Origin of the sequence: uncultured Streptococcus sp., assembly GCF_963525625.1 — a bacterium.
In the GTDB taxonomy this organism is placed as follows: Bacteria; Bacillota; Bacilli; order Lactobacillales; family Streptococcaceae; genus Streptococcus.
In genome coordinates, this window is record NZ_CAURLD010000006.1 from 64541 (window position 1) to 77281 (window position 12741).

A 12741-nucleotide genomic window follows, 5' to 3' on the forward strand; every position below is an offset into this window, starting at 1 on the left:
CGGGTGGTTCTTTTTTTGAAATAAAAATGATGATAGCGGTTACAATCCCAAAGAAACATGTTATAATAATATCGAATCAATTTATTTTATAACAAAAGGAGACGGTGTCATGAAAAAAGATCAGAACCAGCTAACCTGGCTGATGGTATCTCTGATTGCTTTTAATATGGTCTGGGGTCTGGGCAATGTGGTTAATAACTACTCCCAGCAGGGCATTTCGGTAATTGTTTCTTGGATTCTTATCCTTGCCATTTACTTTATTCCCTATGCCCTCATCGTGGGGCAGCTTGGATCGACTTTCAAGGAGAGCGGAGGCGGTGTCAGCGACTGGGTGGAGAAGACCTCTACCAAGCGTCTGGCTTATTTTGCGGCCTGGACTTACTGGGTGGTGCATATTCCTTATCTGGCTCAGAAGCCGCAGGGAGTTTTGATTCCGCTGGGCTGGGCCATTCAGGGGAATGGCGACTTTTTGAGCAGTCTTGATATTCATTGGATTGTTATTCTTAGTTTGCTGATTTTTGGTGCCTTTCTCTACTTGTCTACCAAGGGGCTGTCCACGCTCAAGGTGATTGGAGGCTTGGCAGGAAGTGCCATGCTCATCATGTCTTTCCTCTTCGTCCTCTTAGCGGTCGGGGCACCTTTTATCAAACCTGACATGCAGTTTGCGACGGCCAATATGGATGAGCTTAGCACCTATATTCCCAACTTTGATTTTTCTTATTTCACGACCATCTCTCTCTTGGTCTTTGCGGTCGGTGGAGCTGAAAAAATCTCGCCTTACGTTAATCAAACACGCAATCCAGCCAAGGAATTTCCAAAGGGGATGATTGTCATGGCTGTCATGGTTGGTGCATCTGCTATCCTAGGCTCTATTGCTATGGGCATGCTTTTTGACGGCAGCAATATCCCTGAGGACCTGATGCGAAACGGTGCTTATCAAGCCTTCCAAATGCTGGGCAACTATTGGGGAGTGGGCAATGTACTAGTTGTCATCTATGCCCTGACCAATATGGTTGGACAGATTGCAGCACTGGCTTTCTCTATTGACGCGCCTCTGCAAATCATGCTCAATAATGCTGATGAAGAGTTTGTCCCAAGCTGGCTGCGCAAGCGGACATCAAAAGGAGTCCTCATTAACGGTTACATCCTGACGGGGATTTTGGTTAGCTTCTTGATTATTCTGCCTATCTTTGGAATCAAAGAAATTGACGGTCTGGTCAAATGGATGACCAATCTAAACTCCATCGTTATGCCAATGCGGTATCTTTGGGTTTTCCTTGCCTACATGATGTTGAACAAGGCCTGGAAGAAGTACAAGGATGCCGAGTACAAGTTTACTAAAAATCCAAAAGTTGGCTTTGCCATCGGAGCTTGGTGCTTCCTCTTTACAGCCTTTGCCTGCATCTTAGGGATGGTTCCGAAAGTAGACTTTGCCAAAGACCCAGCTGGCTGGCAATTCTCTCTCTTAACAAACGTTTTGACGCCAATCGTGTTGATCAGTCTGGGTGTCATCCTGCCGCTCTTAGCTAAGCGGGAAAAGAAACAGTCGCTCAAGCAGTGAGTAGACCTTGTAAAAGATGATTGAAATATTCATTCCCAGTCCTATCTGATGATGGGGCTGGTTTTCTGTGAAATGAGCTTGTCTGCTCTGCTATTTTACTAAAAGGAAAAAAGAAAAATTTCAGTGATTTAACTATATAAAAATCACAAAATGTGGTAAAATAGTACAGATAAAATAAGGAGTAAAAAAATGGTAGAACCTAAGTATAAGCGTATTTTGATTAAGTTGTCAGGTGAAGCTCTTGCTGGTGAAAAAGGCGTTGGTATTGATATTCAAACCGTTCAGAAGATGGCGGAAGAAATCAAAGAAGTTCACGATTTGGGAGTTCAGATTGCTCTAGTTATCGGAGGCGGAAACCTTTGGCGGGGTGAGCCGGCAGCAGAAGCGGGCATGGACCGCGTGCAGGCCGACTATACTGGTATGTTGGGCACTGTCATGAATGCGCTAGTCATGGCGGATTCGCTGCAGCAGGTAGGTGTTGACACGCGCGTGCAGACAGCGATTGCTATGCAGCAAGTAGCTGAGCCTTACATCCGAGGTCGAGCCCTTCGTCATCTGGAAAAAGGCCGTATCGTCATTTTCGGTGCAGGTATTGGTTCTCCTTATTTTTCAACCGATACAACCGCTGCCTTGCGCTCAGCAGAGATTGAAGCAGATGCGATTCTCATGGCTAAAAATGGCGTGGACGGTGTATATAATGCCGATCCTAAGAAAGACAAGACCGCCGTTAAGTTTGATGAGCTGACTCACCGGGATGTCATCAGCAAGGGACTGCGGATCATGGACTCAACGGCTTCGACCCTGTCTATGGACAATGACATTGACTTGGTTGTCTTTAATATGAATGAGCCGGGCAATATCAAACGCGTTGTTATCGGTGAGCAAATCGGAACAACAGTATCAAATAATTTATAAGAACGGAGATTAGAAACTCATGGCAAATGCAATTGTAGAAAAAGCAAAAGAAAGAATGACCCACTCGCACCAAAGTTTGGCTCGTGAATTTGGCAGCATCCGTGCTGGACGCGCCAATGCCAGCCTTTTGGACCGCATCCATGTGGAGTATTATGGAGTAGAAACTCCGCTCAACCAAATCGCTTCGATTACGATTCCGGAAGCGCGTGTTCTTTTGGTGACACCTTTTGACAAGTCTTCTATCAAGGACATTGAGCGTGCGCTTAATGCTTCTGATCTTGGAATTACGCCAGCCAGCGATGGCTCTGTGATTCGTCTGGTCATTCCAGCTCTGACAGAGGAAACTCGTCGTGATTTGGCTAAGGAAGTGAAAAAGGTCGGTGAAAATGCTAAGGTTGCTATCCGTAATATCCGCCGTGATGCTATGGATGAAGCTAAGAAGCAGGAAAAAGCCAAAGAAATCACTGAAGATGACTTGAAGACCTTGGAAAAGGATATTCAAAAAGTAACGGACGATGCTGTCAAACATATCGATGAGATGACAGCAAATAAAGAAAAAGAACTTTTAGAAGTTTGACATTTTATCAGAATCAAAACTCAGTTGGCTTTGGCTGACTGAGTTGTTTTAACATCAAAAATCCTTGCCCGGTTTGAAGAAGCAAGGTAGAAAATAGGTCTATATGAATACAAATCTTGCCAGCTTCATTGTGGGTATCATCACGGATGAAAATGATCGCTTTTACTTTGTTCAAAAGGACGGTCAGGTTTACGCTCTTTCTAAGGAAGAGGGGGCGCATGAGCTGGGGCAGTCTGTCAAAGGCTTTGCCTACAGCGATATGAAGCAGAAGCTTCGTCTGACAACTCTTGAAGTCACGGCTACTCAAGAGCAGTTTGGCTGGGGAACAGTAACGGAGGTTCGCAAGGATCTAGGCGTCTTTGTTGATACCGGTCTGCCGGATAAGCAAATCGTCGTGTCACTGGACATTTTGCCAGAAATTAAGGAACTCTGGCCTAAGAAGGGCGACCGCCTTTATATCCGTCTAGATGTGGACAAGAAAGACCGCATCTGGGGTCAGTTGGCCTATCAGGAGGATTTCCAACGCTTGGCTCGTCCTGCCTACAATAATATGCAGAACCAAAACTGGCCAGCCATCGTTTATCGGCTCAAGCTTTCTGGCACTTTTGTCTACCTGCCGGAGAATAACATGCTGGGCTTCATCCACCCAAGTGAGCGCTATGCAGAGCCTCGTCTGGGACAGGTCTTGGACGCACGGGTGATTGGCTTCCGTGAAGTAGACCGGACCCTTAACCTCTCTCTCAAGCCTCGCTCCTTTGAAATGCTGGAAAACGATGCCCAGATGATTCTGACCTATCTGGAGAGCAATGGCGGCTTTATGACCTTGAACGATAAGTCTTCACCAGACGACATCAAGGCCACTTTTGGTATTTCCAAAGGCCAGTTTAAAAAAGCTCTGGGTGGGCTGATGAAAGCTGGTAAAATCAAGCAAGATCCGACCGGAACAGAGTTGGTGTGAGGATAGAGAGTCTCGTATCTAGAGCTGATGCTTGGAAGGATATGATCTTAAAGAAATGAAAGGAACCCATGAGAAAATCTTTTTACAGCTGGCTGATGACAGAGCGAAATCCTAAGAGCAAGGAGCCCAAGGCTATTTTGGCGGACTTGGCTTTTCAGGATACGGCCTTTCCAAAGCATACGGATGATTTTGATGAGGTCAGTCGTTTTCTGGAGGAGCACGCAAATTTTTCCTTTAACTTGGGTGAATTCGATGCTATTTGGGAAGAATATCAAGCCCATTAAGTGGTTAGTGGCTAGGGATAGTCATTTTCTGCTTGCTTTGATATAATAAAGGTAATTCATTCAAAAAATAAAATAGAGAGGTTCTTTGTTTGCAGGAACATTCAGTAGAATTAAAACTGGGCCATCCAGATGATGCCTTTCATCTCTTTGGCTCTAATGAACGACATCTGCGTCTGATGGAGCAGGAATTGAAAGTCACCATCCATGCTCGGACCGAGATTGTGCAGATTTTAGGTACGGAGGCTTCCTGTGAGGAGGCTCGCCAGGTGATTCAAGCTCTCTTGGTCTTGGTCAATCGTGGCATGACCATTGGCACGCCCGATGTAGTGACAGCCATTACCATGGTCAAAAATGATGAAATTGATAAGTTTGTAGCTCTTTACGAAGAAGAAATCATCAAAGACAGCTATGGCAAGCCGATTCGCGTCAAGACACTTGGTCAAAAAATCTATGTGGACAGTGTTAAAAATCATGATATTGTCTTTGGTATCGGGCCAGCTGGAACAGGGAAGACCTTTCTAGCGGTGACCTTGGCCGTGACTGCTCTTAAGCGTGGGCAGGTCAAGCGAATTATCCTCACAAGGCCCGCGGTAGAAGCTGGTGAGAGTCTGGGCTTTCTGCCTGGTGACCTTAAGGAAAAGGTGGATCCATATCTGCGTCCGGTCTATGATGCCTTGTATCAGATTTTGGGTAAGGATCAAACGACGCGCCTTATGGAGCGAGAGATTATTGAGATTGCTCCCCTAGCCTATATGCGGGGGCGAACACTTGATGATGCCTTTGTGATACTAGACGAAGCTCAGAACACCACCATCATGCAGATGAAGATGTTTCTGACGCGGCTGGGCTTCCAGTCCAAGATGATTGTCAATGGAGACATCAGTCAGATCGACCTGCCTCGCAATGTTAAGTCTGGCCTCATTGATGCTCAGGAGAAATTGAAAAACATCTCCCAGATCGACTTTGTGCATTTCTCAGCTAAGGATGTCGTTCGTCATCCAGTGGTGGCGGAGATTATCCGAGCTTACGAACCAGCTCCTGTTAAAGAGACAGCAACTGAGCCAGAAGAAATGGAATAACATACGAAAAGAGCAGATTTATTTCTGCTCTTTTTTTGGGATTGATTTTAAAGTTGAAATGTTCAACTAAACGAGTTCGTCAATAGATGTGTAGTCCTTGTTGAGGCCTTCTGCAACTGGTTGGCTGGTGATGTGACCTTGGTAGGTTGTGACACCTTGGCGCAGGCCTTGGTCATCTGCAATGGCTTGCTTGAAGCCTTTCCCTGCCAAAGCCTCCACATAAGGAAGAGTGACATTGGTCAGGGCGATGGTAGAAGTGCGGGCTACGGCACCAGGGATATTCGCAACGGCATAGTGGAGGACACCATGTTTTTCATAAACAGGCTCGGTGTGAGTCGTCACACGGTCAGCTGTTTCAATGACACCGCCCTGGTCAACGGCTACGTCTACAATGACAGAGCCTGGACGCATTTGCTTAACCATATCGTCTGTTACCAGTTTCGGAGCCTTCGCACCTGGAATGAGGACAGCGCCAATTACGACATCTGCCTCTCGAACACTAGCTTCGATATTGAAAGGATTAGACATGAGGGTCTGGATTTGATGACCGAAGACATCTTCTAGGACAGACAGACGCTTAGCGCTGATATCCAGAATAGTCACTTGAGCCCCCAGTCCTAGTGCGATACGAGCGGCATGCGTTCCCACGACACCGCCACCGATGATGGTAACTTTCCCTTTTGGAACGCCCGGTACACCACCGAGAAGTACGCCAGATCCACCTTCACGCTTTGTCAGGAAGTGGGCTCCGATTTGGACCGCCATCCGTCCAGCTACCTCACTCATAGGTACCAAGAGTGGCAGTTGTCCATCTTGATCGCGGACAGTTTCGTAGGCCAGACCGGTTGTCTTGGCACTAGTCATAGCATCTGCTAGCTCAGGAGCGGCAGCCATGTGCAGGTAGGTAAAGAGCAAGAGGTCATCACGGAGGAAGCCATATTCAGCTGCCAGAGGTTCTTTGACCTTAACCACCAGCTCAGCTGCCCACGCTTCTGCAGCAGTAGGGACGATTTTTGCACCTTGCTTTTCATAGTCTGCATCGGCAAAGCCAGATCCCAGACCAGCATTCGTCTCAATCAGAACTTCATGGCCTTTGCCAACGAGACTATGAACACCAGCTGGTGTCAGAGCTACACGATTTTCATTGTTTTTGATTTCTTTTGGAATACCGATTAACATAAAAAATATGCTCCTTTTTTAAGATGTTTTTATTGTATATGAAAACGCTTTAAAAATCAAGAAAAAATCGGAGCGGTTTGCTTTCATCAGTGAATTGTGCTATTCTGTTAAGAAAATCTAGGAGGTCCTGATGGAAAATATCTATGTCAAACTGGCTCATCATGCCAGACTGGAAACTAAGCGGTTGATTCTGTGTCCGGTGACCTTGGAGGATGCCCCTGCGATGTTTGAGTATGCATCAGATGAGGAAAATACTCGCTATACGTTTGAGACAAATAAAAGCTTGGAAGAAACACGCAATAATATCGCTCTCTTTTATCTGGCCAATCCTCTGGGGCGCTGGGGGATAGAAGTGAAGGAGAGTGGCAAATTCATCGGGACGATTGACCTTCATAAGATTAGGATAGACTTGAAAACGGCAGCTATCGGCTATGTAATCAATAAAAAATACTGGAATCAGGGTTATACGACAGAGGCCAATCGCGCAGTCATCAAGCTGGCTTTTGAGCAAATCGGAATGAACAAGCTTGTAGCGCTGCATGATGTGGATAATCCAGCATCTGGCCGAGTTATGGTCAAGTCTGGTATGAAATATTCCCATAAAGAGCCTTATGCGTCACTGGATAAGCATGAGAATGGTCGCATTGTGACACGGGTTCATTACTATCTGACTAGGGAAGATTATTTTGCAAAAAAATGAGAAAGGATATTGACAAGCACCTATCTACATGATATATTAGATAGGTACGCTGATTTAGCTCAGTTGGCAGAGCGCATCCATGGTAAGGATGAGGTCGCCGGTTCGATCCCGGCAATTAGCATCTTGTAGGACAAGGTTGGGTTTTCCCAGCCTTTTCTTTTTGTCAATGATGGCTGATAGTGAAAGGCAAAGTTTTAGGAGGGGAAAAATAAAAATAACTGTTTTTGTCTTTGCAGTGAGAGGTTGACAAATCTGCTCTGCTATTTTCCAAAAGCCTGCCCTCGGCTCCCTAAAGTGAGTCAAAATATGATATAATAAGGTAATACTAGCAAAGCGGGTAAGATATGTATATCGAAATGGTAGATGAAACGGGTCAGATTTCAGAAGAAATCATCAAACAGACCCAAGATGTTTTAGAATTTGCGGCTCAGAAAACGGGCAAGGAAAAGAAGGAAATGGCTGTGACTTTTGTCAGCAATGCGCGCAGTCATGAACTCAACTTGGAATATAGAGATACGGATCGGCCGACGGATGTGATTAGCTTGGAGTATAAGCCTGAGCTGGACATCGCTGTTGACGAGGAGGATTTGCTGGACCACCCTGAGCTAGCTGAGATGCTGGAAGATTTTGACGCCTATATCGGCGAGTTGTTCATTTCAGTGGACAAGGCGCGTGAGCAGGCAGAGGAATACGGCCACAGCTTTGAGCGGGAGATGGGCTTTTTGGCAGTGCATGGTTTTCTGCATATCAACGGCTATGATCACTATACGCCGGAAGAAGAAGCAGAAATGTTTGGTTTACAGGAAGAAATTTTAACTGCTTATGGACTCACAAGGAAATAACAAACGCAAATGGAAAAATCGAGATGTGGTCTCGAGTCTGGAATTTGCTTTAACCGGTATTTTTACAGCCTTTAAAGAGGAGCGCAATCTGCGCAAGCATGTTCTTTCGGCTTTGGCAGTGATAGTTGCGGGACTGATTTTTGACTTGTCCGCGATAGAATGGCTCTTTCTCTTTTTGAGCATTTTTTTGGTCATTGCCTTTGAGATTGTCAATTCTGCCATTGAAAATGTCGTGGATCTGGCCAGTGATTACCACTTTTCTATGCGGGCAAAGAATGCCAAGGATATGGCAGCGGGAGCTGTTCTGGTCGTGTCTGGCTTTGCTGTGGTGACGGGGTTGATTATTTTTGTTCCCAAGATTTGGGATTGGATTTTTTAAAGATTTGAAAATCGGGGGAGACTGCCGATTTTCTGCTGTTTTAATGAAAATAATAGAGGTGAAATAATGACTTTTAAATCAGGTTTTGTAGCTATTTTAGGACGTCCTAATGTTGGGAAATCAACCTTTTTGAATCATGTTATGGGGCAAAAAATTGCTATCATGAGCGATAAGGCTCAGACAACGCGCAATAAAATTATGGGAATTTACACGACGGATAAGGAGCAGATTGTCTTTATCGACACGCCGGGAATCCACAAACCCAAGACGGCTCTAGGTGATTTCATGGTAGAAGCAGCTTACAGCACTCTGCGTGAGGTGGATACTGTCCTTTTCATGGTGCCAGCTGATGAGCCGCGTGGCAAGGGTGACGATATGATTATGGAACGCCTGAAAGCGGCTAAGGTGCCAGTTATTTTGGTGGTTAATAAGATTGATAAAGTCCATCCGGATCAGCTTTTAGCGCAAATTGATGATTTCCGTCAGCAGATGGACTTCAAAGAAATTGTGCCGATTTCAGCTCTGCAGGGTAATAATGTTTCCCGTCTGGTTGACATCCTTAGCGAGAATCTGGAGGAAGGCTTCCAGTATTTCCCAGAAGATCAAATCACGGACCATCCAGAGCGTTTCCTAGTGTCTGAGATGATTCGGGAGAAGGTTTTGATGCTGACGCGGGAGGAAATTCCCCATTCAGTCGCGGTGGTCGTTGATAGCATGAAGCGAGACGAGGAGACAGACAAGGTCCATATCCGAGCGACCATCATGGTAGAGCGTGATAGCCAAAAAGGTATTATCATCGGCAAAGGCGGATCCATGCTGAAGAAAATCGGATCTATGGCTCGGCGCGATATTGAGCTCATGCTAGGGGACAAGGTCTTCCTAGAAACCTGGGTCAAGGTCAAGAAAAACTGGCGGGACAAGAAGCTGGATTTGGCGGACTTTGGGTATAATAAGAAGGAGTATTGAGGTTTTCTAAGCAAGCTTGGAAAAATTATGTTTGAAATAGCGGTGAAAGAGAGCATAACATTTTGTTATCTCTTTCTACTACAAACTAGCAGCAAGATAGAAAATTGTTGATATTGCGTTATTAAATATTTGCTATCCTTCCGTTAATCTGCAAACATTGTTCCGTTATTCCTCATATTGTTCCGGACTATGGTATAATAGAGGGAGAAAGTGAGGAGTGTTCATGTATATGACAGTGAGGCAGGCAGCTGATCTCTGGGGGATTTCTGATCGTCGAGTTCGGTCTCTGTGCAGTCAGAGAAAGATTCCGGGTGCTGTCCAAGAAGGGCGTTTGTGGAGAATTCCCTCAAATGCCAGAAAGCCAGCAGATGGCCGTTATAAAAAAGTCGAGAGTCTCTTGCCCTTGATTGATGAAAAGATGATGCAGTTATCAAAACTTCGTCCTTTGACGGATGGAGAGCTGGAGCGGCTGAATGAAGAGTTCACAGTCGAATATACTTATAACTCAAATGCCATTGAGGGCAATACTCTGACCTTGCGTGAGACAGATTTGGTCCTGCGTGGATTGACTATTGACCAAAAGCCTTTAAAAGATCATATGGAGGCAATCGGTCATCAGGAGGCTTTTCAGTATGTTCAAAGGCTTGTTGAGGAGAACCAGCCTTTGTCAGAACAGATGATAAAGGATATTCATTATCTAGTATTAGCAGATAAAAAAAATGACCGAGGCATTTATCGGAGAGTCCCGGTGCGCATCATGGGAGCAGCCAATGAACCGGCTCAGCCGTATATGATTGCTCCATTGATGGAAAAGCTTCTAATAGACTATGCTGCAAGTCAGGAAAATATGGTGACCAAATTAGCTCAGTTTCATATTTCCTTTGAGAATATCCATCCGTTTATTGACGGCAATGGCCGAACGGGTAGGCTCTTGGTGAATTTGGAGTTGATGAAGGCGGACTATCCACCGATTGATATAAAATTTACGGATAGATTGGCCTATTACCAAGCATTTGATGACTTTCATTCAAAAGGAAGTTTATCGGCAATGGAGGATTTATTTGCCAAATATATCAATGAAAGGTTGGATATGTATTTGGGGATTCTATCTCTTGATGACGAAGAATAAGGGGATCAGATTTATAGTTGATATAAATCTTTCCAATCTTGCTTTCTTTGTCTCAGGTGGAAAAGAAGCTGAAACCATTCATGACTTGCACCGCAGATTGGCGCAGAAAAATGCTAGGTCTGAATGCGCCTATTATCCTGACAAAGGGCATGCTTGGCTTTTTAGTGATGTGGATACGCATATTCAGCTGCTGCGCTATTTCTTTCAAAATGCTGCCTCCCCAGAGAAATTGAAAGGATTTTGATATGGACTATATTTCCTATATTCGCTCCAAGGTGGGGCATGATAAGGTTATTCTGAATTTTGCTGGTGGAATTGTAGCAGACGAGGACGGTCGTGTGCTTCTGCAGTTGCGAGGTGATAAGAAAACATGGGCGATTCCTGGTGGAGCTATGGAGCTCGGGGAGACTTCTTTGCAAGCAGCCGTGCGTGAGTTTTACGAAGAGACAGGCATTTCTGTTGAAGCCAAGCGCTTGCTGAATGTTTACACTAATTTTGATGAATCTTATCCTAATGGTGACAAAGTGCAGACGGTTGTCTTTCTGTATGAATTGCAAGCACTGGAGAATGTTGATATTTCCAATTTTCATAATGAGGAAACACTGCGGTTAGGCTTTTTTTCTAAAGAAGAAATAGCAGAGCTGGAAAATGTATCGGATAAACACCGCCTGATGCTAGATGAGTATTTTTCGGACAGCTTTGCTATGGGGCTTTGATATTAGAAAGAATAAGAAAGGAGCTTTATGCCTGAATTACCTGAAGTGGAAACGGTTAAGCGCGGTTTGGAGCGTCTGGTTGTTGGCAAGACGATTGGGCAGGTGCAGGTCCGCTATGCCAAGATGATTGGAACGGGAGTGGATAGCTTTGTCCATGACTTGCCAGGTCAGACCATTGAAAGGATTGGCCGTCGGGGCAAGTATTTGCTCTTTTATCTGACAGGCGGAGTGCTGGTTTCCCATCTGCGAATGGAAGGTAAGTATCTTTTTTATGCTGATGCGGTGCCTGAGCGCAAGCATGCCCATGTCTTTTTCGAGATGACAGATGGTGGGACGCTTGTTTATGAGGATGTCCGCAAGTTTGGGACCATGGAGCTCTTGAGAAAGAATCAGCTGGAGGCTTATTTTGCTGCCAGAAAGCTTGGTCCTGAGCCGACAGAGGCGGACTTTCTTTTGTCGCCTTTTGCAGCAGCTTTGAGTCGTTCCAAGAAGCTCATCAAACCCTATTTGCTAGAGCAGACCTTGGTCGTTGGTCTGGGCAATATCTATGTAGATGAGGCCCTTTGGCGGGCGCGGATTCATCCGGCAAGGCCAGCAGCTAGTCTGAAACCAGCTGAAGTGAAGCGGCTGCGTGAGCAGATTATAGAAGTTTTGCAGCTCGGGATTGAAAAGAGAGGATCGACCATTCGGACCTATCGCAATGCTTTGGGTGAAGATGGCACGATGCAGGATTTTCTGCAGGTCTATGGGAAGACCGGTCAACCCTGCGCTAGATGCGGCAGCCCGATTGAGAAAATTAAGCTGGGCGGTCGAGGTACCCATCTCTGTCCTCATTGCCAGAAAGCGAGGTAGCTGTCATGGCAAGAATTATCGGTATCACTGGCGGCATTGCCTCGGGTAAGTCAACTGTGACAGAGGTTTTGAGGCAGCAGGGATATCAGGTTATCGATGCGGATCAGGTGGTTCATAAGCTACAGGAGCCGGGCGGACGGCTTTATCAAGCTCTTTTATCCGCTTTTGGTCCAACTATCTTACAGGAAGATGGGCGCTTGGATCGGCCCAAGCTGGGAGCTATGATTTTTGGGAATCCCGAACTCATGGCGCGGTCCAGTCAAATACAAAACCAGATTATCCGCGAGGAACTGGCTGGCAGGCGAGATATGCTCGCAGAGACGGAAGATACCTTTTTTATGGATTTTCCCTTGCTGTTTGAGTTACAATATGAAGACTGGTTTGACCAGATCTGGCTGGTGGATGTGACTGAGGAAACTCAGCTCAGTCGTCTTATGTCTCGAAATGCCCTCAGTCAGGAAGAGGCAGAAAAACGCATAGCAGCTCAGCTATCTCTCCGAGAAAAACGAAAGAGGGCGGACGTGCTGATTGATAATAATGGCTCGCTTGAGGAAACTCGACAGCAGCTTCGCGATGCTTTGCAGAAATTAGAAAGAAGATGATT

Annotated in this window: 15 protein-coding genes, 1 tRNA gene and 1 pseudogene; 16 read left to right on the top strand and 1 reads right to left on the bottom strand. The window is 45.6% G+C overall.

Annotated features, from left to right (window positions below; translation table 11 throughout):
- Window positions 1–109 precede the first annotated feature (109 nt).
- The 6 genes from RYK49_RS04885 to RYK49_RS04910 all read left to right on the top strand — a co-directional run bounded on the left by RYK49_RS04885 (window position 110) and on the right by RYK49_RS04910 (window position 5374).
- Window positions 110–1561, top strand: coding sequence for an amino acid permease (locus RYK49_RS04885; protein ID WP_314830544.1), 1452 nt, complete (start codon window positions 110–112; stop codon window positions 1559–1561).
- A 189-nt stretch (window positions 1562–1750) separates the two neighbouring features.
- Window positions 1751–2476: a UMP kinase gene (pyrH, locus tag RYK49_RS04890; protein ID WP_002894857.1), complete on the top strand. Its 726-nt coding sequence runs from the start codon at window positions 1751–1753 to the stop codon at window positions 2474–2476.
- Between the two features lie 19 nt (window positions 2477–2495).
- Entirely contained in the window at window positions 2496–3053 is a 558-nt protein-coding gene (gene frr, locus RYK49_RS04895) for a ribosome recycling factor (protein ID WP_125342347.1), read from the top strand.
- 103 nt (window positions 3054–3156) lie between these two features.
- On the top strand, window positions 3157–4011 hold the full coding sequence (gene cvfB / locus RYK49_RS04900) for an RNA-binding virulence regulatory protein CvfB (protein ID WP_049541523.1): 855 nt from the start codon (window positions 3157–3159) through the stop codon (window positions 4009–4011).
- A 68-nt stretch (window positions 4012–4079) separates the two neighbouring features.
- Window positions 4080–4295: a YozE family protein gene (locus tag RYK49_RS04905; protein ID WP_002894860.1), complete on the top strand. Its 216-nt coding sequence runs from the start codon at window positions 4080–4082 to the stop codon at window positions 4293–4295.
- 89 nt (window positions 4296–4384) lie between these two features.
- On the top strand, window positions 4385–5374 hold the full coding sequence (locus RYK49_RS04910) for a PhoH family protein (protein WP_314830543.1): 990 nt from the start codon (window positions 4385–4387) through the stop codon (window positions 5372–5374).
- Window positions 5375–5440: 66 nt separating this feature from the next.
- Here the strand turns inward: RYK49_RS04910 and ald are convergent, their stop codons facing one another.
- The gene (gene ald / locus RYK49_RS04915; protein WP_002931148.1) at window positions 5441–6553 is read right to left on the bottom strand and encodes an alanine dehydrogenase; all 1113 of its coding nucleotides are present in this window, start codon (window positions 6551–6553) and stop codon (window positions 5441–5443) included.
- 130 nt (window positions 6554–6683) lie between these two features.
- Between ald and RYK49_RS04920 the strand changes: the two genes are divergently transcribed.
- The 10 genes and pseudogenes from RYK49_RS04920 (at window position 6684) to coaE (ending at window position 12739) form a co-directional block, all read left to right on the top strand.
- Window positions 6684–7253 (top strand): GNAT family N-acetyltransferase, encoded by a 570-nt coding sequence (locus RYK49_RS04920; RefSeq protein WP_314830542.1) that lies wholly within the window; start codon window positions 6684–6686, stop codon window positions 7251–7253.
- A 48-nt stretch (window positions 7254–7301) separates the two neighbouring features.
- A tRNA-Thr gene (locus tag RYK49_RS04925) sits at window positions 7302–7374 on the top strand.
- A 223-nt stretch (window positions 7375–7597) separates the two neighbouring features.
- The gene (gene ybeY, locus RYK49_RS04930; protein WP_314830541.1) at window positions 7598–8095 is read left to right on the top strand and encodes an rRNA maturation RNase YbeY; all 498 of its coding nucleotides are present in this window, start codon (window positions 7598–7600) and stop codon (window positions 8093–8095) included.
- Window positions 8076–8474 (top strand): diacylglycerol kinase family protein, encoded by a 399-nt coding sequence (locus RYK49_RS04935; protein WP_002894866.1) that lies wholly within the window; start codon window positions 8076–8078, stop codon window positions 8472–8474. Before ybeY ends, RYK49_RS04935 begins: the two co-directional genes overlap by 20 nt.
- Window positions 8475–8540: 66 nt before the next feature.
- Complete coding sequence (gene era, locus RYK49_RS04940; protein WP_314830540.1) at window positions 8541–9440, top strand: GTPase Era; 900 nt, start codon at window positions 8541–8543, stop codon at window positions 9438–9440.
- Window positions 9441–9663: 223 nt separating this feature from the next.
- A complete protein-coding gene (locus tag RYK49_RS04945; RefSeq protein ID WP_314830539.1) occupies window positions 9664–10569 on the top strand; it encodes a Fic family protein in 906 nt (301 codons plus the stop codon).
- A gap of 34 nt (window positions 10570–10603) precedes the next feature.
- Window positions 10604–10813: pseudogene (locus tag RYK49_RS04950) on the top strand (hypothetical protein); the annotation flags it as partial.
- Window position 10814: 1 nt separating this feature from the next.
- Window positions 10815–11285, top strand: coding sequence for an NUDIX domain-containing protein (locus RYK49_RS04955; RefSeq protein ID WP_314830538.1), 471 nt, complete (start codon window positions 10815–10817; stop codon window positions 11283–11285).
- A gap of 27 nt (window positions 11286–11312) precedes the next feature.
- Window positions 11313–12137, top strand: coding sequence for a DNA-formamidopyrimidine glycosylase (gene mutM / locus RYK49_RS04960; RefSeq protein ID WP_314830537.1), 825 nt, complete (start codon window positions 11313–11315; stop codon window positions 12135–12137).
- 5 nt (window positions 12138–12142) lie between these two features.
- On the top strand, window positions 12143–12739 hold the full coding sequence (gene coaE / locus RYK49_RS04965; RefSeq protein ID WP_314830536.1) for a dephospho-CoA kinase: 597 nt from the start codon (window positions 12143–12145) through the stop codon (window positions 12737–12739).
- Window positions 12740–12741 lie beyond the last annotated feature (2 nt).